Raw genomic sequence first — 26,676 nt, forward strand, 5'->3', positions numbered from 1 at the left:
AACTTGTATTCAAGTTAAATTTAGTACCTTATCTGTTTAAAAATGATGTCTAAACTAAATACAAATAAATAACCAACAATGATTTTAATTGCCGATAGTGGATCTACCAAATGCGACTGGATCCTCGCCGATACAAATGGAGAACAGCTATTATCTTCCCAGACGGAAGGAATCAACCCCATGGCTTTGTCCGACAAGGCCATAACTTCTATTATCCGAAACAATAAAGACCTTCAACCCTACAAAACCTTGGTTACCCAAATACATTTTTACGGGGCCGGTTGCGGTACAAGAAGTGCCGATAAAAAAATGAAGCTCATCCTCGAAGAAATATTCGAAAACACTGTCCATATTGGCATCAAGGAAGATGTTGTAGCGGCCATTCATGCAACAACCACTAAGCCCGGCGTAATTTGCATTTTGGGAACAGGTTCTAATTGTTGTTATTTTGACGGGACCAACATTATCCAGAAAATCCCTTCACTGGGTTATGTTCTTTCGGATGAAGGCAGCGGTAACTACATAGGCAAAGAACTCCTTCGGGCATATTACCATCATAAAATGCCTGTAAACATCAAAGCAGCTTTTGAAGACGGGCATGATACCGATATGAACCAAATGTTCCAACACCTTTACCACAATCAAAATCCAAATAAATATTTAGCTTCCTTTGCGCGCTTTGCTTTTCAGCACCGCAATAATCCATTTATTGAAAGTATTCTCCATAAAACCATTGCATCTTTTATAGAAACCTATTTAACACATTACCATAACGAGTTACAACGGCACCCTATTCATTTTGTTGGCTCCATTGCTTATTATTCGCAGGACATTCTAACCAAACAACTTAAAGAAAAAGGGTACCGGGCAAGTACTTTTGTGAGAAAGCCAATCGACAACCTTATAAAATACATTGCCGGACAAAAAATACATACCAAAAATTAAATCTATGAAGTTACATTCCCTTTTATTGCTCCTCATAGTCTGTATGAGCTGTAATAATCCTGAAAAAACCACTTTGGAAAACACACATGCATTTGTAACACCAAAGCCACAGGAACTAACTGTACAAAACGGTAGTTTTACCATCGATAACAATACCGTTATTGTATATACCGATGATGAAACCAAACGTATTGCCGATTTTTTTGCTGATAAAATCAAGGCCTATACCGGCATAAAGCCCAAAACGAGTAACAAAACGGTCAAAAAAAACACCATTGTGCTAAAACATAGCACTGCTTTTGAAAATGATGAAGCCTACACCTTAAACATTTCCAATAACCAGATACTTATGGAGGGAAGCCACCGCGGACTTTTCTACGCCATGGAATCTTTGCTTCAGCTTATTCCCGTTGCCCCAAAAACGGCCTCCAATAATATCACTGCCGTAACAATCCCTGCACTTTCCATTAAAGACAAGCCTGTTTTTTCATGGCGGGGCATCCATTTGGATGTTTCCAGGCATTTTTTCACTGTTGAGGAAATTAAAAAACAACTGGACGTTCTCTCCCTTTTCAAAATAAATAAATTTCATTGGCACTTAACAGACGACCAAGGTTGGCGGGTAGAAATTAAAAAATATCCAAAACTTGTTGTCAATGGTATTAAGGACAACCCAGAACGAAAAGGCAAAGAGTATTATACCCAAGAAGATATCAAAGAAGTGGTGGCTTATGCAAAAGAACGTTACATAGATGTTGTTCCCGAAATAGAAACCCCCGGCCATGCCGTGGCCGCGCTTGCAGCCTATCCCGAATATGCTTGTAACGATACTTGGACCTACCAACCAAGAGAATTATGGGGAATAGATTACAATATATTTTGTGCCGGAAAAGAAAACGTATTTACCTTCCTTGAAGACGTGTTTGAAGAATTGGTTCCATTGTTTCCCTATAAATATTACCATGTTGGCGGAGACGAAGTACCTAAAAAACGTTGGGAAAAATGCCCTCTTTGCCAAAAACGTATAAAAGATGAAGGTTTGGCCAACGAAGAAGAGCTGCAAAGCTATTTTATAGCACGTGTAGAACAAATTTTAAAGAAGCATGACAAAGAAATGATAGGATGGGACGAAATTCTGGAAGGCGGTATTACCCCCACCACCAATATTATGTCATGGCAAGGCGAAGAAGGTGGTATTAAAGCGGCCAATGCCGGTCACGATGTAATTATGTCGCCTACCAGCCATGCATACCTTAATTTCCATCAAGGCGATTACCGCGTCGAGCCAATGGCGCACGGCGGCTATATTCCTTTGGAAAAAATTTATAATTACGATCCCGTTCCCGAAGCCATAAAAGAAGATAAAAGGCACCACATTCTCGGGATGCAGGGAAACCACTGGACAGAATACGCCTATGAAGGCAAGGACATAGAATATTATGCCTATCCACGCATTATTGCCCTTGCCGAACTTACATGGACAGGAAAAGAAAAGAAAGATTATACGGATTTCCTTACACGGCTTGACGAGCTGTACCCGGTTTTGGACCATTATAACATAAATTACCATATACCGTTGCCGGAAGGGCCCACCGCAAACGGAATTGTATTTACCGATAGCGTTACATTAGACTTCCATACCACACATCCGGTAAAAATGGTGTATACTATAGATGGAACATCCCCTACCGCACAAAGCCCTGCTTATAAAAAGCCGATTACCTTTACGGAAAACACCGAAATTAACATTGCAACAGTGCTTCCAACGGGAAAAATAAGCACCGTTAGGACCTTGCACGTTAAAAAAGATAATTTAAAAAATGCCATTGCTGAAAAAGGGCTCGCCCCCGGATTAACAATGACGACACTAAAAGGACATTTTACCGATGCCAGTGCCATAAAAGGAACTTTTAGCAACCCAACCACAATTAAGCATATAAAAGATGCCAATGTGACCTATGATTGGGGGAAAGAAATAGACACGACCAAATTTAGGGCCGTTTCCATAAAAGGCTATGTGGATATCCCCGAAGATGGTGTCTATTATTTTGCGAGCAAGCAAGAAAAAGTGAAGATTGCCGACTCTCTCATTATCGATCCCGAATATACCCTAAAAAGATTTCATTTGGAAGGCACCATTGCCCTTAAAAAAGGCCTCCACCCCATTGAAATTTTATACTTGAACAACGTTATTAAGGGATGGGCTTCCGATTGGAACGAAGTAGAGGTAAAATACCGTAAAGCCAATGAAACCGAATATAAAACTATTGATAGTACCATGATATACCATATGCCTATTAAATAACCACATACATAATAACTTTCATTGTACCGCCACAATGTTGTTTGGTTCAGCCTGCCTTTCGGTAGGCTGATTTTTTTGGCTTCCCATGTACCTTTTTCCCTTCCTCATGCACTTTTTTATGTTTCCCATCAATATTTTTGGTGTCCCACGTACATTTTTACCTTCCCCATGCACTTTTTTAGGTTTCCCATCTATATTTTTGGCATTCCACGCACATTTCTTCCTTCCTCATGTGTATTTTTTTATAAAAAAAGGCTGAACTCTAAGCTTTCGCTTAAAATTCAGCCTCAAACTAATTAAAACTAACTGATTGGTTTTTACTTTGCTGCTCTATTCGGGTTTAAATACCCAAGTCCAACCAGTTCCACCTGCATTGTTAGCTAAATACAATATCAATTCGTCTTCTGTTAAAGAAATAATGGTATACAATCCTGCCGGATTTCCTTGTTCGGCTCCAAGAATGTTTTGTCCGTTTACCTGTAATGTTTGTTTGCCTACATCTAATGCAAAACTACCTACCTGCGGTTCAGCATCGGGCTTTGAATAGTAGGTATAATTGGCAGCACCATCCAAATCGAAATGCATCTTCCCTGCGGCATCTACCGGCGGACAACAATCTCCTGCTGCATTCCACCACGGAATATCCCATTTACTTGGATCATCATTTTCTGACATATACCACCATTTTCCACCATCAGGATCGGGACCACCAGCAAAAACCCAAGTCTTTCCTACAGAGGTTTCTTCGCTTACCAAATCGTACCAATCTTGGTCTATTGCATGGTCTAATTCATCAATCTGTACATCGATGGTTTTAGAGAAAAATTCGCTTCCTATAGATCCTACATACGTAAAGGTAGCTGTTCCCGGAATAGGATATACAAACTCGACCCTATTGGTTAAGGCTTTTCCAGAATTATAATCCCAATAGCCTGTTATACCTGGGGTTTCCATAGTTAACTCAATAAGATTTCCTCCTTCTGTTGCTTGTGTGGCAGACAGTACTACACCATCAATATCCGTAGTGTTTTCCAACACTTCCCTGTCGTCTATAGGTTGGCATGCCGAAAACAATAACAGCAAAGTACTCCCGCATAGACCTATTATTTTATTTATTTTCATGTCTTAAATTTTATCAGTTAAAATAATTACCAACCCGGGTTTTGTTCGTAAACTCCGTTTGAAAGTCTTACCTCGGATTCAGGAATCGGTACCAATCCTTTGGTTTCCGGTCTGTATTCTACGCTGTATGTTGCATCTACACCAGAGTTCCTAACATTGATTGAAGTTCCAAAAGCATCATCTACATCTCCCCAGCGTACCAAATCGAACCAACGTAAGCCTTCAAAAGCAAATTCGTGCAAACGTTCTTCTTTTAAGGCATTTAAAGAATAGCCTACAGCTCCTAAACCTGCCCTGCCCCTTACGGCATTCAATCCATCCGCAGTTTCAGATATTTCAGAATGCATTAACAATACATCGGCAAAACGCAGATAGACAAAATCCTGAGCGGCCCATAACTGTAATGGATCTCCATTATTCATATCGTATAAAAAATAGAACATTCCTTTAACTCCATCTTCTCCTGCCGGATCAGGGTCGTCATGCTTTAAGGTTATATATTTTTTATTAACTAGGCCGGTTTCATGGTCTCCTTTATCGGCTTGCCAACCACCAGTACCCTGATCGGGATCACCCAATTGAAGAATAGATCCTTTTTTACGTGGATCGGCATCGTCCCACTGGCTCCACAGTGTTGGATTAACGGGGCACCAGCCCCAACCTTGTCCAAACGGTATTAGTTCAGTATTATCACGAATACCAAAGAACAAAGGCATGCGGTTGTTATATTGTTGCCCCCAATCCCAGTTGGTAGTAGAATACCGTTGTACAAACATAAACTCTTTGTTACCGGTCCCGAAAGTTGGCGTTAATCCATCTTGTCCTACCCACTTAAGACCTTCGGTTGCTGCCCAAGGAAGAATAGTATCTTTTGCACTTTCATTTACATAAGAATATGGCCATAAGTTTCTAAAATCGTTTGCCAGGCCATAACCACTGTTATTGATACAATCGTCTAAATATGATATTGCTTGTGATTTTGAAACCGAGCCGCCTTCCGGCAAAGGCAAATCGCTTGCCGCCTGCCCTTCTATATTGGTCATATATCCAGTATAATATAAAAAGGCCTTTGCCATATAAGCTTCTGCTACCCATTTATTGGCATGCCCATATCGCTCAGTTGGAATTGATGTAAATGGTGTTGAAGGAAATAAATCTATTGCCATCTTAAAATCGGCGGCAATTTGCGCATAGGTATCGGTTATTGAAGCCCTCGGCACATCTTTTGGTGCATCGGTTTGGTTAATTATAGGGATCCCCCCAAAGAATTTGGCAGCCCTAAAGTAAAGGAACCCTCTCATAAAGTAAGCTTCTGCTAAGGTTTGATTTACAAATTCAACACTTTCTTCTTCCGTTAAGAAATAGTTAGAATAATCAGCTTCTGGAACTTTTTCCAAGAGCATATTACAGCGGTAAATTCCATTGTAGGTTTGTACCCATAGATCTTTATAGGTATCTTCTTCGGGATCTTGAAAGCTATCTACATTTTTGGCCGATCGGTCGTCGGGACCTCCACCACCGAACATCATATCAGACAGTAGATTGGCAGCTATACCTTCGTCACTATGTACTCCCGCAGTATACAAGGCATTGTACACACCTCCCATAGCTTCATCAATATCTTGCGGACGAGCGTAATAATTACTCAAGCTCTTTTCCAAAAGGTTTTCTGTATCTGTAAAATCGTTACTACAACCCACTAATAAGGTCATTGTAGCAACAGATATACTATATATTATTTTTTTCATTGTCTTTTTATTTTATGATTAAAAGTCAACACTCAATCCAAACATTACTGTTCTTGGTAAAGGGTACAACCCTAAGTCTACACCAGATGCCCATGTTGTATCATCGTTACCACCATAAGCAACATCGGGATCCATTCCATCGTAATTGGTAAAAGTGTACAGGTTATTGATTGCAGCATAAATCTTCACTTCTTTTATATAATCAATATCCTTTAAGTACTGACCCAATTTAAATCCAAAAGTTAGGTTGCTTATTCTTAAATAATCGGCATCCTGCATATAGATATCAGAAATCCAGTTGGTGTTTCTATTGGATACTGAACTCATGCGTGGCAACTTATTGGAAGTTCCTTCCCCATGCCAACGGTTAAATATGTCCGTGGTATAGTTTTGATCGAAATTATCGGCAAACGAACGGTACGATTGCATTACCTGCATTCCGAATTTGCCTGTCAACGTGGTATTTACATAAAATCCTTTGTATTCGGCATTTAATTGTATTCCCAGTTCGTAATCTGGTAATGGGCTCCCTAACATGGTTTTATCGCTTTCGTCGATTACCCCATCTTGGTTTTGATCTACAAAACGAACATCGCCAGGACGTTGGTCTGCAAAATACGGCGTACCATCTGTAGGTTTTACATAAGCATCAACTTCATCCTGGTTTTGTAGAATACCATCGGTTTCATATCCATAGAAGTATCCTATTGGTTGCCCTACTTCTACTCTTGAAATATAAGCAGTCCCTTGTGATAAAATATGAGGTTGTCCTTGAATAACTCCTTCCGAGTTAGCCAACCGCGTTACTTCATTCTTATTATAAGAACCTGTTACGGTTGCTCCATAAGAAAAATCTCCGGCGGTATCGTTCCAAGACAACATTACTTCAAACCCTGAATTTTCTATATCTCCTCCATTGATATATGGAGCAGCGGCTCCTTCGGTTCCCTGTATAGGTGCTAAAACCAACCAATCTTTTGTTGTTTTTTTATACCAATCGGCCGTAAGTGCCAACCTTGAGTTTAAAAAACGTGCGTCCAAACCAAAATCCAATTGTTCTGAAGTTTCCCAAGTTACGTCTGGATTAGGGATCCTTGTAGGTATGGAAGATGTATTTGGCACCGGTTTGCTGTTTCCAAAATAATATCCCGGTGTGATATATGAAACCGTTGAACTATAGTAAAAATTAGGAATAGATTGATTTCCGTTTTGCCCCCAGCTTCCCCTTAGTTTTAAAAACATATTGGAATCGCTCATGAAATTTTCTTCACTTAATACCCATCCGGCAGATACAGAAGGGAAGTAGCCCCATCTATTTCCTTCGGCAAAATTGGAAGAGTTATCTGCACGCATGGTAGCAGAAAGCATATACTTCTCTTTATAATTATACTGTGCCCTAGCTATATAAGACAATAATCCTCCTCCTCCGGCAGCCCAATCGGCTCCCCAAGTATCAATAGCACCGATTACGGTTTTATTTACATTATTAAGGAAAGCATATTTAGGATCTCCAAACAATGAGTTTGCCATGGTTCCCCCAACCTCATAGTTAATTTCGTTTTGATACAACTCATTACCAATTAAAGCAGTAAAGTTATGGTTACCAATATTTCCTTCGTAAGAAAGTGTATTTGTAAAAGTAGAATTGTTTCCTAAATATTGACTTTGGGTTACTCCATCTGTAGCATTTTGATATAGCGTTCCCAAAGCATAGGTCGGTGCCCAAGAACGTCCAGTACCAAACCAAGCGTCAATACCGTATGAAGATCTAAACTTTAAATTTTTAATAGGTTCAATCTCCATGTATACATTTCCTACAATTGTATTGCCCTTGTTGCCTAAGTTGGCATAATTATGACGGTAATACATTACAGCCAAGGGGTTGTGCGAGTTGTTGGAAATCCCGTCCATAGTTGGTGTAAAACCATATTGGTCTGGCGAATCTGCCCAATAAGCCGGCATTAACGGGTGTTGAACCAAGGCATTGTGCAAGTCGTTCCAGTAAATATTTCCTGTGGCTACGCTTCTGTTTTCTGTTTGTGAATATGTAAAGTTCTCTCCTAAGGTAACAAGGCTTCTGTCGTCATTTTTAAATAAAACAAACTCCGTATTTAAACGTGTGGTTAAACGTTTAAATCCTGCATCGGTTACATCGCCCCCTATAATTCCCTTTTGGTCGTAATAAGAAGCCCCCAATGAGTAGGTTATATCTTCGCTTCCTCCGGTTATATTTATGGAATGGTTAGAAACAGGTGCATTTTTCAAAGTAATTTCGTCAATCCAATTGGTTCCTTCCCAACCATTTTGAAGCATGTTCCATACATCCTCGCCCAGTTGTGTTCCCAATTGCCCGGGATATGTATTGTTTAACCAACTATTGTTCTTTATTAAAGCTTCCCAATTGTTTGGTGCCAATCCGTCATTTACACGGCCTTCGTCCATAATATACATGTATTCCTGTGCATTTAAAGGCGTTAGGTTTTTGTATATGTTTTGGAAACCATAAAACGATTCGTAATGCACCTGTGCCTGTCTGGACTTTTTACCTTGACGTGTAGTTACCAAAACCACTCCGTTTGCGGCACGCGAACCATAAATGGCAGCAGAGGCAGCATCTTTTAATACATCGATACTTTCAATATCACCTGAGCTTAAATAATCTATATTTCCAACCGCAACACCATCTACAATATATAATGGATCGGCGTTACCAATAGTTCCCAAACCACGGATGGTTACTTTGGTACCAGCTCCGGGAGCACCATTATTTCTTGTAACACTTACCCCAGGTGCAACACCTTGTAAGGCCTCCATAGCTGTTCCCGTATTTAGTTTGGCTATATCTTCTCCTTTTACATTTAAGTTGGCCCCTGTTACCAAGGCTTTCTTTTGCACACCATATCCAATTACCACAACTTCTTCCAAAGCTTCCATAGATTGCTCTATAGTAACGTTAATAGAAGTTTGCTGGCCAACCAATACGGTTTGTGTTTTCATACCAACGTATGAAAAGATCAAGTTGTCAGATGGATTTACGCCATTAATGGTGTAGTTCCCATCAAAATCTGTCTGAACCCCATTGTTGGTACCTTCTACCATAACCGAAACTCCTGGCATAGGCATTCCGGTATCGTCGATGACAGCACCACTAATGGTTTTTGTCTGTGAAAATATGCTTTGTATGCAGAGCAGCATCAAGGCAAACATCACAATTTTAAGTTTTGGCATCATTTTAATTAATTTAAATTATTGAGTTAGTACTTAAATTTTATCACGGTAAGCATATAGAAATAATACGCTGTGTATTAAAACACATAAAACACAAGAAACACCAATAACCCTATAATAATGGCTATTAATAATACTTCGCATAATGTTCTCCAGCTAAACCGCATAAAACTTTGATTGTGTTATGTAAATGTTAAAAAATCATTAACGAAATCGTAATAGTTTTTCAGCAATCAGTGTCACATTTGAAGCAATCTTGCCCAAACACCCACCTTTTGCAACATTTGTTTCTACAAATGCAACATAATTACCATTTGCAAAAACCCTATAAACACAATAAAGAGGAGCTGTTTTGATTAATTGCTGAAAAAATAGAGAGCTTTAGAGGAATAATTGCGTGCAAAGAATGGTAACAGCAATTAATAGTTAACAGTAACGGGGTGTGAAATCTTTAAAAAATGTTAATTCAATAAATGCTTTATTCAAGTAAAAATATGATTTGGTCCACAAAAGAATTGATGGTATAACCAAACAAATGTATATCATATTTATCTTTATTTCATCATGAGTAAAATCTATAAAATAACTAGTAGAAGTAACATCGAAAAGATGCTTTTTTTTATTTTTTTGCCTGTAGTTTTTTATTTTCTAGAGTTGGTTGCCACTCTAAATCCCAAGTCGTCTATTCTGAAAGAAAAAGGATGGCTTCTTCTTCGAGTTGTTGCCATAACGCTCCTTTCTTGGTCACACCAACCACCGCCACGAAAAACACGATATGTTCCGTAAACAGTTTCATCATAAATGTCCGAGCACCATTCCCAAACATTCCCCAACATATCGTAAAGCCCCCATTTGTTCGGCTTTTTTTGTCCGACTTCTTGAGTTCTATCATTGGAGTTGTTTTTAAACCAAGCAACTTCGTTCAAATCTCCGTACCGAATGTCTTTAGTTCCTGCTTGGCAGGCATATTGCCATTCAGCTTCTGTTGGCAATCGGAATCCATTTGCTATTGAATTTAAGCTTACTTTTTCAGTTGCCAAGTCAATCATATAACAATTCTCCCTGCCTAAAGATCTAGATAGTCCATTACAAAAATTCACGGCATCAATCCAAGAAACGGTTTCAACCGGCAATCTATCTCCCTTGAATGCCGAGGGGTTTTCGTTGGTTATTGTTTTATATAATTGTTGTGTTATTGGGAATTTAAAGAGTTCAAAAGAATTTATATCAACCGACCAGGTTTCTTTTTTTCGGTCATCTCGCATGTCGATAGTTCCCATAGGAATGTTCACCAACAACTCGTCAATTCCTTTTTTATCTATGTTTTTTATCGTGTTCACGGTTGTTTTTTTAAATAAAGACTAGCTACCTAATATAATACATTTGTTTGTGTTATATTGAAACCAGAGTTCATTTTATTATATGGAAGATGGCCCCTGAATATGAAGGGTAAAAACCAAAACTTAAAATCATTTAGTCTTTACTTCTTCCTCTACTTGGGTTGGAAGCATCCCAAAACAAGCTTTAAAACATTTTGTAAAATAGGATGACGATGAAAAACCAACGGCATATGAAACCTCGCTTATATTATTATTCCCGGCCTGTATTAAAGCCTTTGCCTTATGAAGCCTGATGTTTCTAATAAACTCATTGGCAGTTTGCCCGGTCAATGCCTTTAATTTTCTATAGACCTGGCTCCTACTTAAATTAAGATGCGACGCAAGGGATTCAACATTTATATCGGGTTCGCTGATGTTTTTATTAATATAATTAAGCGCCTTTTGTATAAATTCTTTGTCTAGTGATGTGGTATTGACATTGGAGGGGACATCGCTTATGGCACTAAAATATTTGTTGAAGATTAATTGCCTGCTGGTAATTAATTGCGATAACCGAAGCTTTAACAGTCTCATATCAAACGGCTTCACCATATATGCATCTGCCCCAATTTCTATCCCGTCTATCCTGTCGTCTATTTTGGCCTTGGCCGTGAGCATCAACAAAGGAATATGACTTGTACGGATATCGGTTTTTATATATTTACAAAAATCAAACCCGTTCATTTCCGGCATGATAACATCTGTTATTATAACATCGGGAAGTACTTCTTTTGCCATTTGCAGCCCTTCTTTACCGTTGTTTGCCGCAACTACCTTATAATGCCCTTTTAGTTCGTTTTTTAAATAGTTTCTAAGTTCTGGGTTGTCTTCAACCAATAATAATGTATAAAAATTGGCTTGCCCGTCCATGGCGCATTCTTTTTCTGCTTCTTCGCTCATGGTTGCTTCTATATATTTTGGGGCATTTGGAAGTTGCTCGTTTAAATCAGAATAAATTTCATTCTCTTTAAAGTGACCTTTTCCCTTTGGAAGTATTATTTTAAAAACAGTCCCCTTTTCCAATTCGCTTTCAACTTCAACCTTGCCCTTATGAAGCTCCACAAAACTTTGTACCACTTCCAGGCCTATTCCCGTACCGCTAAAGTACATTTTGTTGGAACCTTCAACTTGATAAAAACGTTCGAACATTTTTTCGACTTGTTCTTTCGCTATCCCGATTCCTGTATCTGAAATAATAATTTCTACCGCTTGAGATCTATAATTTTCATTCACTAAAGGGAAACGTACCAAATCGTCTTTGGACCGCAGTGAAACACTAATGGTACCTCCATTGGGCGTTGCTTTAAAAGCATTGGAAATTATGTTGAAAATAATTTTTTCCAGCATACTTTCATCGGCCCAAATAGCAAGGTCATTTTCATCTGTATCCATGCTTATAGCTATATTTTTGGCATGGGCTTCTTCTTTAAAATAACTCAAGACTTCGTTGGCCAGCGTTACCAAGTTAAATTCCCTGGCCTTTACGCGTATTTTATTCAGCTCCAACTTTCTAAAGTCCAACAGTTCGTTTACCAACCTATGGAGCCTTGCCGTGTTTTTGTGTATAATGTTGTGTTTTTCCCGAATCGACTTAGGAAAATCTACACTTTCATTATTAATAATATCCTGAAGCGGGTTCATTATCAAGGTAAGCGGCGTTCTGAACTCATGTGATATATTGGTGAAAAACTGAAATTTTTTCTCGTTTAGGTCTTTTTCCTGTTGTCTTTTCTCTTTTTCGTATTTTACTATTTGCTTTTCCCTAATCCTACTTTGTGTCATTTTATTCAAGACATACAATCCGATAAAAAACAATGCGATATAACCAAACAATGCCCAATTTGTTTTCCACCATGGGGGCAATATCGTTATTTTTAACTCTAAAGGATCTGTATTCCATACCCCATCGTTATTAGACGATTTTAATTTAAACGTATAATTTCCTGGATCCAAATTTGTATAGGTGGCGCTCTTTGCGTTTCCTACGTAATTCCATGCATCTTCATAACCTGCTAAATAATAGGCATATTCGTTTTTTTCGGGCCGTGTATAATTTATCCCCGAATATTCTATAGTAAATACCGGTTGCTTATTTGTCAATGCAATGCTGTCGGTTTCTGCAATTACCTTGCTTAAAGGGGAATCGGGCTGTGTTGGTAGCACCCGTTTGTTAAAAATCCTTAAGTCCGACAAGTATAATATGGTTTCGTGCCGGTTTGTTTCTATATGCTCCGGGTTAAAATAATCCACGCCTCCGTAACCCCCAAGGTAAATTTCGCCGTCTTTGCATTTATACGTGGCATTCATATTAAAATCGTTCGACAACAATCCATCGTTCACGCTATAATTGACAAACTCATTGGTTTGAGAGTTCATTTTAACGATTCCCGAATTTCCGGTAAGCCATATATCGCCTTCGTCACTTTCTATAATTCCGCAAATGTTTTCCAAAGGAAGCCCGGTAAGTTTATTGTACCATTTAAAAGTTCCGGTATGGACATCGTATTTTGCCAGCCCGGCGCCCTTGGTCCCTATCCATATTGTTTTATCTTTCCCTTCGTATAAAGACAAAACATGATTAGCCGTGGTTGGGTTATTGTATGCTTCCTGCATCTGTTCCCGCATGGAAACTATTTGAAACTCGCCGTCCTCCTGTTTTTTTATTTTAAAAAGACCATGCGTTGCCCCCAACCATATATTGTCTTGATGGTCTACCAATACTTTCCAGACATCGCTGTTGTCTAGGCCATATTCTTCAAAAACAGCCGAGTTATAATTTGCAAATTTCCCTGTTGAAGGATTGTACGAATGTAACCCATTATGAAAGGTGCCAATCCAGATATTACCTTTTGAATCTTCATCAATGCTCACGATGGTATTCGATAAAAGAGCGCCATCGGTAGTATCTATATTATAATTTATGAAGTTTTTGCTTCCGTTTTTCAGCAAATAAATACCATTGTCCCAACTTGCCACCCAGGTGTTGTTCTGGCTATCTTTATAAATTGTCTGGATATAATTACTTGTTAGGCCTGTATATGGACTTTTATCAGAAGTATTAATATGGGTAAATTGCTTTGTGGCATTATCTACAATATCTATTCCGCCGCCGTCCATTCCTATCCAAAGTTTTCCGGACATATCCTTGGATATGGAAGTAACCGAAGGAGCGTGCAACGAGTTGGGGTTGTTATACAAGCTTTCGATGCCCTCAAACTTGTCGTAAAGCCTATCGTAAACAGCAATTCCCTTGTTGTAGTAACCCAGCCAAATTTTTCGGTCCCTATCTTCAAACAAAGACCATATGGAGTTTACCAACAGGCTTTTCTCGTCTTTGTTGCTAGTTATGTAATGATTAATTACATTTCCATTGCCATCAACATGAAACAGCCCGTCATTTTCGGTACCACAAAGTACGGTGCCCCCATGCAGGGCTGTAAGCGAAAACAAAGGATTTTTTGATATTGGGTAATGCTCCACGCTTCGGGCCTTATTTTTGGTATGCTGAATGTTGTTTATTTTGTACAACCCTTTAGAATATGAGCCCACCCAAATATTATCCTGCTCATCTATGGCCAAGGAATGTATACCATCTTTAATTACAATCCCATTTGCAAACACCGAAGGCTTTAGCATGTTTTTGCCTGCATCATATTCCTGCACCCCCAAATTTGTGGCGGCATACAATTTCCCCATTTCGTCCATCTGTATGGCCAAAATGGTTATTGGCGTAGTTCCGTTTAGTTTGCTTATCCCTACTTTATCGATTTCGGGTTTAGTGGAAAATTTCATCTTATATAGCCCCCTGCCAAAAGTTCCTATAAACAGGTTTCCGTCTTTATCTTCTTTAAGGCTTCTTATGGATAAATTGGTATTGGGCGGTAGACCAAAGCCATCGTTGGAGATTCTTTTAAACTGGTCTTTATCGCTATCGTATAAGTTAAGGCCCTGCTCTGTCCCGACCCAAAACCTATGCTGGCTATCCAGATAAGTGCAATACACCACGCTACTGCTTAATGAAGTGGTATCGTTTAAAACGTATTTATAAGAATCGAATTCTAAACCATCGTAACGGTACAACCCGGCTCCATTGGTCCCTATCCATATAAAACCATAATCATCTTGATTTATGCTATATATCCCTACTTTTGGAATGTCTTTCATTGTGCTGACAAAATTGAACCTAGGCAATGGTCTTTGAGACCATAACCCTGTAACCGTCAACAATAAAAGGCATATATAAATGTACTTTTTAGGCATAGATTAGGAATGTTAGGCGTTTAGCTTTAATGTAGTACCAAATTCAAAAATATAAAAAATATTAAAAAAACAATTTTTACACTTATTAATTAACAAATAATCAGATAAAATGATATTTTTAAATTATTTTTTAAGAATCAATCCTGCACAATAATTTATTTTTAAATATTTATGAATTTCCTTCAGAAGATTTTAAAACCTTTTACATAAAATTTATTTAAACAAAATACATACCGGAGAAGGAGCATCTATTTCATCCATATAGGTCAACAATCCTGTTTCGGGATTTTTTTTGAACGAAACTATATTGTTGGTATATTGATTGGCCACCAAAAGAAATTCTTCTTTGGGGGAAATGGCAAAATTTCGCGGGCCATCACCTTTAACCGACTCAAAACCAATGGATTTTAAAGAGCCATCTGCGCCTACTTCAAAAATAGCAATGGAATTATGACCGCGGTTTGAAGCATATAAAAATTTTCCGTTGGATGTAATATGGATATCCGCGGCGGTATTTTCTCCTTTAAAGTCACTTGGTACTGTGCTAATGGACCTTTCTATTTTATAAGTTTCGTTTTCAAGGGACAATTGAGTAATTGTACTGTTCAATTCATTAAAAACATAAGCCCATTTTCCATTTGGATGAAATGTCATGTGCCTTGGTCCTGCACCCCTTTCCATTGCAAGCTTTGCGCTTTTTTTAGGCACTAGCTTTTTATTTTTTTCATCTATGGTGGTAAACCATAGTTCATTGGTGCCCAAATCTACTTCAACAACGTCTTTTTGGGTAGGCTGCAACCATACAGAATGTGCATGAGGCCCTTTTTGTCTTTCGGTTGTTCCTTTTCCCGTATGCTGGTGCACGTCTAATATACCCGAAAGCTCTCCTGCTGCGTTTAATTGAAGTAAGCCTACATTTCCGCTGGAATAATTGGCCGTTAAAACAAAATTAGCTTCATTGGCAACAATAAAGCAAGGATGTGCACCGCCCGATGGGCTTTTGTTTATAAGTTTTAAAGTATCTGCTTCTATTTTATACGATTCTACCCCTCCTTGACCTTCGGCATCTTCTATTTCGTTTACGGCCAACAAGTATTTTTTATCATTAGAAAAAGTCAAAAAAGACGGATTTTCGCTCTTGGCCGCCAATCCATTGTTTTTAAGTTTCCCTTCACTGTTTACCGAATAACTGTATATTCCTTCACTTTCACCATTGGTATATGTCCCTACATAAAAAGCAATATTTTTAGGTTCTGTTTGTTTTTTCGTTTCGGCAGCCACTTTTACAGTTTCTTTTTTTTGATTTGATTCTTTACACCCTATCATTAAAAGTAACGAAAGGGATACTATGGATAATTTCATCTATTGAAAATTAATTGGTGCTTTTATTTTTTTGGAAAGATACAATTTTATAGATGATTCTTATTATATGAAAAACAGGAGCAATATTATTTGAGCATTTTTGTTGTTATGCCATAAAAAAAAGGTCCGGTGCAATACAGGACCTCATTTTAAATAAAAATCTATTTATTATGAAATTATCTTTTCCATTTTCCGCCACCAAAGTAGAAACCAACGGAAACACCAAAGTAGCTATTCTTAATTTCAACAGAACCAACTTCAACACTTGATGCGTCATCTGTTATAGAAAAACCTTCTGATTTTGTTTTAGGAATGATGTTGTATTCAAGTCCAAGCCTGAATTTTCCAACTTCAAAACCACCACGGATCATTCCACCAAATTTTCCTGAAACATCAATTTCAGCGTCACTATTATCAAACCCGATACTGGACAATCCATAATATCCTACACCGGCACCAAGAAAAGGTGCGAAAGAACTAGAGCCATTATGAAAATAATAATCATACGTACCTAAATAAGAGGAAGAAGTAGAAACTTTGGCATCTTTTCCATTTACGTCTCTTGCAGTGGCGGCTCCGGCAATTCTTAAACCTACGTTCATATTATCGGCGATATTGTATTTGGGCTCAATATCAAACAACATTCCACCTCCACCTGAAGCAGCTGTATAGCCTATATCCAGGCCTACTCTAAATTTTCCTTTTTCCTGTGCTTGGGCCGAGTAGACACCCGTCATAATAACAATAAATAGTAATAGTAATTTTTTCATAAGATTATAATATTATATAGTTTATGGTGCTAACATAAACATATAATCTATAATCAGAGAATATTTTTTTGTTAAATTTATTTTCTACAACAAAAAATTATTTTGCTATATTCACGGCTCTTGTCTCCCTGATAACCGTAATTTTTACCTGACCAGGATACGTCATGTCTGTTTGAATTTTTTGGGATATCTCAAACGATAGTTCAGAAGCTTTATCGTCGCTTACTTTTTCGCTTTCTACAATTACGCGCAATTCCCTTCCTGCCTGGATTGCATAAGCCTTTTTAACTCCTGTAAAGCCAAAAGCAATTTCTTCCAAATCTTTTAAACGCTGTATGTAAGAATCCAGCACCTGGCGCCTTGCACCTGGCCTTGCACCGCTTATGGCATCGCACACTTGGACTATTGGCGCCAATAAAGTTTTCATTTCTATTTCGTCGTGGTGGGCTCCAATGGCATTACACACATCGGGCTTTTCGCCATATTTTTCGGCCCACTCCATTCCAAGGATGGCATGAGGGGTTTCTATCTCGGTTTCGGGTACTTTACCGATATCGTGCAACAATCCTGCTCTTTTGGCAAGTTTGGCATTAATGCCAAGTTCTGCGGCCATAACGCTACAAAGTTTTGCCACTTCCCTTGAGTGCTGCAATAAGTTTTGCCCATAAGAAGAACGGTACTTCATTCTACCTACGGCCTTAATGAGTTCTGGATGCAGTCCATGAATCCCCAAATCGATTACCGTACGTTTTCCTACTTCAATAATCTCTTCTTCAATTTGTTTTTTGGTCTTTTTAACCACTTCTTCAATACGTGCCGGGTGTATTCTTCCATCGGTTACCAAACGGTGGAGCGACAACCTTGCTATTTCCCTTCTTACCGAGTCGAAACACGAAAGAATAATGGCTTCTGGGGTATCGTCTACTATAATTTCTACACCTGTTGCAGATTCGAGCGCCCTGATGTTTCTTCCTTCACGGCCAATAATACGGCCTTTTACATCATCCGACTCTAAATTGAACACAGACACACAATTGTCTATGGCTTCTTCGGTACCGATACGCTGAATGGTGTTTACAATAACTTTTTTGGCTTCTTGCTGGGCGGTTAATTTGGCTTCTTCCATGGTATTTTGGATATACGTCATGGCATCGCTCCTCGCCTCTGTCTTTAAAGATTCTACCAATTGGCTTTTGGCCTCTTCCGCAGAAAGCCCTGAGATAACTTCTAATTGCTCGATTTGACTTTTATGGAGCTTTTCTATTTCGCCCTGTTTTTTATCTAGAAAGTCCAGCCTAAAATCGTAATCCTTGCTCTTGGCCTCCAGTTCGGTATTGGCCTTCTTGTTTTTTGCCAGTTCGCTAGATACCTGCGACTCTTTATCACGGGTTCTTTTTTCGGCCTCGGCTATCTTTTTATCTTTTGCAATAATCACTTTTTCGTGTTCTGCCTTGAGTTCTAAAAACTTTTCCTTGGCTTGCAGTATCTTATCTTTTTTAATGCTTTCGCCTTCTGTTTTTGCCTCTTTCAATATTTTCTGGGCTTCTTTTTTTGCCCCGGAGATCATTTTTGTTGCATTGTTCTTCTCAAGAACCTTGGCTATTATAAACCCAACTATTATACTTATTACTCCAACAATTATTGATAGTGTAGTATTATCCATCTTTACATATATTTAAAAAAAAAGCCTACATTGGCATTGAAGTTTTGTACAAACTCCATAAAACAGGTTTAAGGCTACCAAACTGATCAAGGGTCCGCGGTTCCTAAGTCCTGAAATTAATCAGAGGAGCGGCATGCTTTTACAATTTGAACTCACCTTTTTTAATTAATACTTGTTGAGTTTGTCAAAAAAATGCAACCAATGTAGGCAGTAACATTATATTATTTAAAAGAACATTCTATTTTTTTAGCTTAAATGCCCAGAAACAAGAGCGTCCAATTTTTTTAACCGCTCGTTCATTTCTTCGTTTATATTTTCCTTATCAATACCTTTTTGTTCTACTTTGGAGGCAAATTGCAGGGCACACATTGCCAACACGTCCTGTTTGTCCCTTACGGCATAATTCTGTTCGAATTGCTTGATCAATGCATCTATGCTCTTTGCCGCCTTTCTTAATCCTTCTTCCTGTTCTGGCGCTACCGTTAGGGGATACACCCTGTCTGCAATAGATATTTTGATTTTAAGCTTCCCTCCCATTGTTAGAACATTTATTCCGATAGTTGAGCGATACACTGATCAATTTCACGGATTAAAGTATTTATTTTAAGCTTAGCTTCTGTTTTACTTTGATTACTGCCAAGCATTGAATTTGCTAGCTTGAGCGATTCATATTTTTCTTCCCATTGGGTAACGGAAAGTGCTAAATCCTTATTTTCATTTTTAGAAACCGCCAATTCTTCTTTTAATTGCCGATTGACCTCTTGTTGTTGCTTCAACTTTTTAAGCAACTGACCAATCTTATTCTCCAGAGAATCAACAATTTCTATAATTTCGCTCATACATGCAATGTTCAACACATATCTTTACAAAGTTAAGACACCTTTACATACCTCACAATAGTTTGCAAAAATTTCTTTTAATAAACTAATATAACGAAATTTGCGTTTTAAGAGTAGTTTTTTCTCGTTTAATTATCAATTCTTTAATTTAGCAGCATAACAATTTTCCCATGCGGTATTTTTTTATTTGTAGTATTTTATTTTCCCAATTTATTTATGCCCAAACCAGTTACCCTGAAAATTATTTTCGTTCGCCATTGGATATCCCCATAGTATTGGCGGGGACTTTTGGCGAATTGCGCTCCAATCATTTTCATTCGGGCATGGACATAAAAACACAGCAACGGGAAGGCCTGGATGTTCATGCCGTGGCCAATGGATATGTTTCAAGGATTAAAATTCAGCATTATGGTTACGGAAAAGCCATCTATGTAAAGCATCCAAACGGTTATACGTCGGTTTATGGGCATTTACAACGTTTTTCGCCCGAAATTGAAGCCTATGTAAAAAAGCATCAATACAAAAACCAATCATACGAAATTGAACTTTTTCCCGAAAGCAACGAGTTTCCGCTTAAAAAAGGGGATATCATTGCCTTTAGTGGAAATACGGGCGGCAGTGGCGGACCGCATTTACATTTTGAAATTCGCGACAGTGCGGCCAAACCCATAAACCCGTTATTGTTTGGGTACGAGGTAAAAGATACAAAGGCACCGCGCATCCTGGGGGTTTATGCATACCCGCTTGCCAACGGCGCTATTATTAACAACGGAAACAAGCGAACAGAATTGCAACTTGTAAAACAAGCAGACGGAACGTATCTGGCCAATAAAATAACTGCCAGCGGAAACATTGGCCTTGGGGTGGAAACATACGACCAGCTTGATATGGCCTATAATAAAAACGGAGCGTACAAAGTATGTTTAACCGTAAATGGCACGCTTAATTTTGAATACGATTTTGAAACTTTTTCTTTTAACGAAAGTAGGTACATAAACACCTTGATAGATTACCCAACCTATATTGAAGACAATAAAAGAATACAAAAATGCTACATAGAACCCTATAACAAACTTAGCATCTATAAAAAAAGAAACGATGAGGGCATAATTCCCATTGCGGAAGGCCTGTCGTACCAAATTGTAATGGAGGTGTCTGATTTTGCTGGAAATACAAGCACCATAATTGTTCCAGTTGAAGGCAAGAAACAAGAACTTATTCATAAAAAAGATGATGCGAATACGGGAAAATACCTCATCGCTGCCCGCGACAATATCTATAAAGTGGGAGATGCGACCGCATTTTTTCCGGCAAATACTTTTTACCACGATTTTTTTATAGACCTTAAAGGAACCGGGGACAGTATTTCCATACACAACGAAAGTGTTGCCGTAAAAAGCAATTACACGATCAGTATGGACATAAACCGTTTAAACGAAGACGATATCAGTAAATTATTTATAGCGCATTTAGATGAAGACGACCGCCCCTCGTATGAGCATACCTACAGAAAAGGAAACATTTTAAGTACCCGCACAAGGGACCTTGGCAGGTTTACCGTTATGAAAGATACCATATCTCCCACCGTAAGGCCCTCTAATTTCAGGGACGGGCAGTGGCTTTCTAATTTCGGCAATATAAAGCTGGAAATTCATGACGATTTAAGCGGCATTAATTCATACCGGGCAACCATAAACGGCGAATGGATATTAATGGAATACGAATATAAAGACAATACACTTACGTATGATTTAAATGACATCGATTTTAAAGATTCGGCAAATTATTTAGAAGTATTTGTTACCGATAATGTTGGAAATAATACTACTTTTAATGCTGTTTTTTACCGTAAATAAACTTTAGTGTATTGAAAATCAAGCCTAATATCCTTTTTTTACTGTTTTTCTTGACCGTAAACCTATTTTATAGCCAAACCGCTACCATTCGGGGTATTGTTCTTGACAATTCGAATATGCCCATTGAAAACGTATCGGTAATCGTTTCAGAAAAAGGGGTAAAAACCAATTCTAACGGCTTTTATAAGGTAATAGTCCCAGCAAATAAGGATGTTACGCTTCATTTTACCCATATTTCATTTGAAGAAATTGTATTGTCCGTTCAATTGGAAAACGGGGAAGACATGGAGTTTAACCCGATAATGGAAACGCAGATCAAACAAATAGGGGAAGTGGTGGTTTCTTCAAAAAATAAAAAAACCGTTGAGGGCATTCAAAATATCGATCCCGAAATCGTCAGGACGATTCCTGGGGCCAATGCCGGGGTGGAAAACATTTTAAAATCGCTTCCGGGCGTTAACTCAAACAACGAATTGAGCACGCAATATGCCGTAAGGGGCGGGAATTACGACGAGAATCTGGTATATGTTAACGAGTTTGAAATTTACCGGCCTTTCCTCGTTCGTTCCGGTCAGCAAGAAGGCATGAGTTTTATCAATACAGACCTTATCCAAGATATTGATTTTTCTGCGGGCGGCTTTCAGGCCAAATATGGAGACAAATTATCATCGGTACTCGATGTTACCTACAGAACCCCTTCAGAATTAATGGGCGGCGTGGACATAAGTTTGCTTGGAGGAAGTGCGTATTTGGGGAGCACCTCTAAAAACAAACGTTTTACAACTTTAAGCGGTGTTAGGTACAGGAACAACAGCCTTTTGGTTAATAGCAAAGACACCGAAACCAATTACAACCCTATATTTGCCGATGCGCAAACTTTTTTAACCTACAGGCTGTCGGGGAAGTTCCAGCTTCATTTCCTTGGAAATTTATCGTTAAAAGAATATGATTATCAGCCAGAAACCCGACAAACCACTTTTGGCACTATAGACGACCCGATTTCGGTCAGGGTTGATTACAGGGGAAATGAAGAAGACAGCTATAAAACGGCTTTTGGAGCCTTAAAGGGGATTTATCAGGTTAATCAAAATACATCGTTAAAATTTATTGGCTCTTTATATCATACCAAGGAAAAGGAATATTACAATATCGCAGGCCGTTATAGCATGGGGGAAATAGACACTGTCATGGGCGGACTGGTTGAAGAATACCAAAACATTGGCCGACAATATGAATATGCCAACAACAAACTAAATGCTACCATTTTTAATATACAGCATAAAGGGTTTTACGAAAAAGAAAACACTACCATAGAATGGGGCATAAAATATACTTTAGAGAATTTTAAGGACCATTTGGAAGAATACGAAACCGTGGATACCGTAACAGTAGACACCGTTGACTTAAACTCTCCGTACAACTGGAACATTCCGCCATTGCATGCCGTAAAAGCCGATAATAATGTAACCAACAACAGGCTTATGGGGTTTCTGCAATGGAGCAGGCTTGTTTTTTTGGGAGAAAATAAGGTATGGCTCAATGCTGGAATAAGAGGGCACTTTTGGAATGTCTCCGGAGACAGTATCGACTCAAACTCTCAATTTGTGGTAAGCCCCAGAATGCAGGTTGCCATAAAACCAAACTGGAAAAAAGACATGCTTTTCCGTTTGGCCGGGGGGCTTTACCAACAACCCCCGTTTTATAGGGAAATGCGTGATAGCACCGGGCATGTTAACCCTTTTGTAAAAGCACAAAAATCATATCATATTGTATTGGGGCACGATTACAGCTTTAAGCTTTGGGACCGTCCTTTTAAACTAAGTTCGGAAGCCTATTATAAATATTTAAATGATGTAAACCCCTACACGCTAGAAAATGTGCGCATTCGGTATGAAGCAGCAAACAATGCCGTGGCTTATGCTTATGGATTGGATTTTAGGCTAAATGGCGAGTTTGTTCCCGGTACCCAATCGTGGTTTAGCTTTGGCTACTTAAAAACCGAGGAAAACATAGACAACCGCGGTTATATTCCAAGGCCAACGGACCAGCGCCTAAAATTTGCAGTACTTTTCCAAGATTATATACCAAGTATCCCCAATGTAAAACTGTACCTAAACGGAGTGTACAATACTGGCCTGCCCGGTGGAAGCCCCGATTATGCCGACCCGTACGATTACCAATTGCGACTTCCCGATTACAAAAGAATGGACGTTGGCATTAACTATATATTGCTAGACCGTAAACAAAAAGTTAAAAACAGCAATTGGAACAATAAATTTGAAGAAATTCATGTGGGCTTCGAGATTTTCAATATTTTTGACGTCCAAAACTCGATTACCAATACATGGGTAGACGATTATTACACCAATACACAATACGCCATACCAAACTACATGACCGGAAGGGTTTTTAATATTAAGGCCGGATTAAAATTTTAACCAGCTGTTCATTTAATTAGAAATTAATAAAACAAATACAACAAAACAGGATTCTGTGAAATAGCATTTTAATGAAAAAACATATATTTTTAATTGTATTGATGATGAGTGCCCTTGGTTTTGGCCAAAAAACCATTTATCAAAGCGAATCTTTTGAAGAACTTAGCAAAGACCATAAAACCGTGGCCATTGTTCCTTTTGAAGCCCGTCTGGAACTGGACAATAAAAACTTGACCGCGGAACAATTAAAAAAACTTCAGGAAAAGGAAGGCTACGAAGCACAAAATGCGTTGGAAAGCTATTTTTTAAAAAGACACAAACGAAAAGATTACCGTATTGAATTTCAGGATATAAAAAACACAAATGCCTTATTGGCAAAAGAAGGCATCGATTTACTGAACCTCGATATATATACCACTCAGGATTTGTGCAAAATTTTAGGGGTCGATGCGCTTATTTCGGGCGACCTAACCTTAAACGCATTAATTTCAGAAGGCGTCTCTACCGATTTTGACTTTATGTCCTTTATCTCCGGTACTTCAGATTATGGGCGGATTGCCATTAAATTAAGTGATGGCGCCACCGGAAAACTTCTTTGGAAATACGAAAAGGTAATTACACGTAAATCGGGGAAAAACACATACGACATTATTGAAGCCATGATGCGCAAGTCTACACGGAAGTTTCCTTATGATAAGTAAATAGCTATTCGTCCTTGCTGCATTGGTTGCAATAACCAGAAATAAAACCATTAAAATTTACCGACTGATAGCCTTTGGGTAGTTTAACGTCAATTTCATTAGGCAGGCATTCTACTTTTCCGCAGTTTAAACACCGAAAATGAAAATGACTGTGCAGGTGCTTCTTTTCGCCACAGTTAATACAATAGGCATAATACTGTTTTCCGTCGTCTCCCAATATTTTATGCACAATCCCATCGTCATAAAAACTGTTAAGCACCCGGTATATGGTTGCCCTGTCTATTACATTGCCAATCTCTTCTTGTATAATGTCCTTGTTTACCGCCGTTGAAGCATTTTTTATGGTTTCCAGTATTAACTCCTTTGCCTTTGTATTTCTTTTGTTCTTCACCATTGTATCCAATCTCCTTAACTGTTCTCTTTCCATTGATGGGTTTTGTCCTCAAAGATTTCCTTTCCAAAGATAGGAACCTGTTCTTTTATCATATTTACAATGGCTTCGGTAGCAGCATAGACTTCCTTTCTGCTTTCAGCCGAAACAAATACAAAAAAACAAATTTCGCCTACATTTACTTTGCCCAGGCTATGGTATGTATGCATACAGGTTAAATTAAATCTATTAAAAGCCTCCTCCCTGATTTCGTGCAATTTATCTTCGGCCATTTTCCTGTAGCATGAATATTCAATGGCCGAAACTTTTTTTTCTTCAATAACATCGGCACGTACCTGCCCCAAAAATATATTGTGCGCACCAATATCGTGTTTTGATTGATGCTTGGCTATTGAATTGGCTATAAATTCCGGAGAAATTGCCCCTTCCATAAAGACCGTTTTCTTTTTATGAACTGTCATTAAATTAATTTTATTTGAAAATATAAATTTACTGAAGAATATCCAGATAAAGAACTTCTTTGCCTTTTTCTATGCAAGCGGTATCTGCGGGAACATACACCAAAACATCTGTTTTTATTAAGCTAACCAGCATGGAAGAACTTTGGTTTTTATGTATCTCTATACCGTCAACAGTTTTGTTTCCACGCAAAAAAAGCGATTTTCCGCTGGAATTTTCTATACTTTCCTTTAAAACAGCCTTTTTAAACCCTCTTTCTTTGCAATTCATTGCCTTTTGTATGGCCGCAACCACATATACCTGAAAATTAATAAAACAAGCGGCAGGATTGCCCGGAAGCCCAAAAACAATGGTTTTTTCTTTTGTGCCGAAATAAATAGGCTTTCCTGGTTTTTGGTTTATTTTATAAAAATGTTGCGTTACTTCCAATGTTTCAAATGCCCGTTGCATTAAATCGTAATCTCCCACCGAAATTCCTCCGGAAGCTATCAATATATCGTAATTTTCAATAGCTTCTTTTAACTTATGCAGCGTATCGTCCATTTCATCAGAAACAAAAAAACACCGAATGGTTTTTATCCCCAATTTTCTCAGTAACAATTGAAGCATTATAGAATTACTGTCATAAATTTTACCTCCCTCAAGCTTATCGCCGGGCGGCTGAACCTCGTTTCCGGTTATTAGCAAGGCTACATCTGGGCATTTGTACACTTTTATCCTATCAAGCCCCAAAGCGGTCGCATATGCCAGTGCCGAGCTATTAAGCAAGGTATTTTTTGGTATGGCCAGGTCTCCTTTTTTTACCTGTTCGCCCGCAAGCTTAATATTGGTTTTACCGGTATATGGCCTGGCTTGTTTTATATATCCGTTTTTTTCAACTACATGTTCCATCATTAATACGGCATCGGCCGAAAATGGAACTTTTGCACCAGTATAAATACGCACGGCCTCTCCTTCTTTTAAAATTATATCACTTATATCCCCTGCTTGGACACAGCCTACAATTTTATAGTTTTCTTCTGATGTAAGCTTGACCGCAAAACCATCCATAGCCGATTGTTGAAAAGGCGGCAGCGAAATAGGCGCATGAACATCTTCGGCCAGCACATGTCCTTCTGCATTTATAATTGATGCTTCTGTTATTGTAGCTGCAATACTTTGTTGAAATACAATCTGAAGCGCTTCATATACGGAAATCATTTATCTTTAA

Annotated in this window: 18 protein-coding genes and 1 other RNA gene; 5 read left to right on the plus strand and 14 right to left on the minus strand. The window is 38.4% G+C overall.

Annotated features, from left to right (window positions below):
- Window positions 1-78: 78 nt before the first annotated feature.
- Both UXI14_RS12515 and UXI14_RS12520 read left to right on the plus strand, forming a co-directional pair.
- Complete coding sequence (locus tag UXI14_RS12515) at window positions 79-945, plus strand: BadF/BadG/BcrA/BcrD ATPase family protein (RefSeq protein ID WP_335966428.1); 867 nt, start codon at window positions 79-81, stop codon at window positions 943-945.
- Window positions 946-949: 4 nt separating this feature from the next.
- Window positions 950-3,250, plus strand: coding sequence for a family 20 glycosylhydrolase (locus UXI14_RS12520; RefSeq protein WP_335966429.1), 2,301 nt, complete (start codon window positions 950-952; stop codon window positions 3,248-3,250).
- Between the two features lie 330 nt (window positions 3,251-3,580).
- Here UXI14_RS12520 and UXI14_RS12525 read toward each other — a convergent pair whose 3' ends face one another.
- The 11 genes from UXI14_RS12525 to UXI14_RS12575 all read right to left on the minus strand — a co-directional run bounded on the left by UXI14_RS12525 (window position 3,581) and on the right by UXI14_RS12575 (window position 19,621).
- Window positions 3,581-4,372 carry a hypothetical protein gene (locus UXI14_RS12525; protein WP_335966430.1) on the minus strand — a complete coding sequence of 264 codons (792 nt, stop codon included), beginning with the start codon at window positions 4,370-4,372 and terminating at the stop codon, window positions 3,581-3,583.
- Window positions 4,373-4,398: 26 nt separating this feature from the next.
- The gene (locus UXI14_RS12530) at window positions 4,399-6,120 is read right to left on the minus strand and encodes a RagB/SusD family nutrient uptake outer membrane protein (protein WP_335966431.1); all 1,722 of its coding nucleotides are present in this window, start codon (window positions 6,118-6,120) and stop codon (window positions 4,399-4,401) included.
- A gap of 18 nt (window positions 6,121-6,138) precedes the next feature.
- Complete coding sequence (locus UXI14_RS12535) at window positions 6,139-9,351, minus strand: TonB-dependent receptor (RefSeq protein ID WP_335966432.1); 3,213 nt, start codon at window positions 9,349-9,351, stop codon at window positions 6,139-6,141.
- Window positions 9,352-9,989: 638 nt separating this feature from the next.
- Complete coding sequence (locus UXI14_RS12540; protein WP_335966433.1) at window positions 9,990-10,688, minus strand: SUMF1/EgtB/PvdO family nonheme iron enzyme; 699 nt, start codon at window positions 10,686-10,688, stop codon at window positions 9,990-9,992.
- A gap of 129 nt (window positions 10,689-10,817) precedes the next feature.
- Window positions 10,818-14,891 (minus strand): two-component regulator propeller domain-containing protein, encoded by a 4,074-nt coding sequence (locus UXI14_RS12545; RefSeq protein ID WP_335966434.1) that lies wholly within the window; start codon window positions 14,889-14,891, stop codon window positions 10,818-10,820.
- Window positions 14,892-15,200: 309 nt separating this feature from the next.
- Window positions 15,201-16,349, minus strand: coding sequence for a lactonase family protein (locus UXI14_RS12550; RefSeq protein WP_335966435.1), 1,149 nt, complete (start codon window positions 16,347-16,349; stop codon window positions 15,201-15,203).
- A 176-nt stretch (window positions 16,350-16,525) separates the two neighbouring features.
- Complete coding sequence (locus UXI14_RS12555; RefSeq protein ID WP_335966436.1) at window positions 16,526-17,086, minus strand: outer membrane beta-barrel protein; 561 nt, start codon at window positions 17,084-17,086, stop codon at window positions 16,526-16,528.
- A 130-nt stretch (window positions 17,087-17,216) separates the two neighbouring features.
- The gene (gene rny, locus UXI14_RS12560) at window positions 17,217-18,782 is read right to left on the minus strand and encodes a ribonuclease Y (RefSeq protein ID WP_277900657.1); all 1,566 of its coding nucleotides are present in this window, start codon (window positions 18,780-18,782) and stop codon (window positions 17,217-17,219) included.
- A 50-nt stretch (window positions 18,783-18,832) separates the two neighbouring features.
- A non-coding RNA gene (gene ssrS / locus UXI14_RS12565) (6S RNA) lies at window positions 18,833-18,963 on the minus strand.
- Between the two features lie 65 nt (window positions 18,964-19,028).
- Window positions 19,029-19,319 carry a cell division protein ZapA gene (locus UXI14_RS12570; RefSeq protein ID WP_277900656.1) on the minus strand — a complete coding sequence of 97 codons (291 nt, stop codon included), beginning with the start codon at window positions 19,317-19,319 and terminating at the stop codon, window positions 19,029-19,031.
- Between the two features lie 11 nt (window positions 19,320-19,330).
- Window positions 19,331-19,621, minus strand: a complete 291-nt coding sequence (locus tag UXI14_RS12575) for a hypothetical protein (RefSeq protein WP_277900655.1) — start codon at window positions 19,619-19,621, stop codon at window positions 19,331-19,333.
- Window positions 19,622-19,791: 170 nt separating this feature from the next.
- On the opposite strand from UXI14_RS12575, the gene UXI14_RS12580 reads away from it, so the two are divergent.
- The 3 genes from UXI14_RS12580 (at window position 19,792) to UXI14_RS12590 (ending at window position 24,616) form a co-directional block, all read left to right on the plus strand.
- Window positions 19,792-21,477: a M23 family metallopeptidase gene (locus tag UXI14_RS12580; protein ID WP_335966437.1), complete on the plus strand. Its 1,686-nt coding sequence runs from the start codon at window positions 19,792-19,794 to the stop codon at window positions 21,475-21,477.
- Between the two features lie 11 nt (window positions 21,478-21,488).
- On the plus strand, window positions 21,489-23,915 hold the full coding sequence (locus UXI14_RS12585; RefSeq protein WP_335966438.1) for a TonB-dependent receptor: 2,427 nt from the start codon (window positions 21,489-21,491) through the stop codon (window positions 23,913-23,915).
- Between the two features lie 71 nt (window positions 23,916-23,986).
- The gene (locus UXI14_RS12590) at window positions 23,987-24,616 is read left to right on the plus strand and encodes a hypothetical protein (protein WP_335966439.1); all 630 of its coding nucleotides are present in this window, start codon (window positions 23,987-23,989) and stop codon (window positions 24,614-24,616) included.
- Window positions 24,617-24,620: 4 nt separating this feature from the next.
- On the opposite strand, the gene UXI14_RS12595 is transcribed toward UXI14_RS12590, so the two are convergent.
- The 3 genes from UXI14_RS12595 to UXI14_RS12605 are packed head-to-tail and all read right to left on the minus strand — an operon-like array spanning window position 24,621 to window position 26,666.
- Window positions 24,621-25,043 carry a transcriptional repressor gene (locus tag UXI14_RS12595; protein WP_335966440.1) on the minus strand — a complete coding sequence of 141 codons (423 nt, stop codon included), beginning with the start codon at window positions 25,041-25,043 and terminating at the stop codon, window positions 24,621-24,623.
- Complete coding sequence (locus tag UXI14_RS12600) at window positions 25,025-25,468, minus strand: molybdenum cofactor biosynthesis protein MoaE (protein ID WP_335966441.1); 444 nt, start codon at window positions 25,466-25,468, stop codon at window positions 25,025-25,027. Before UXI14_RS12600 ends, UXI14_RS12595 begins: the two co-directional genes overlap by 19 nt.
- A 28-nt stretch (window positions 25,469-25,496) precedes the next feature.
- Entirely contained in the window at window positions 25,497-26,666 is a 1,170-nt protein-coding gene (locus UXI14_RS12605; RefSeq protein WP_335966442.1) for a molybdopterin molybdotransferase MoeA, read from the minus strand.
- Between the last annotated feature and the right edge of the window lie 10 nt (window positions 26,667-26,676).

It is taken from the genome of Galbibacter sp. PAP.153 (genome assembly GCF_037029175.1).
GTDB classification, from domain to species: domain Bacteria; phylum Bacteroidota; class Bacteroidia; order Flavobacteriales; family Flavobacteriaceae; genus Galbibacter; species Galbibacter pacificus.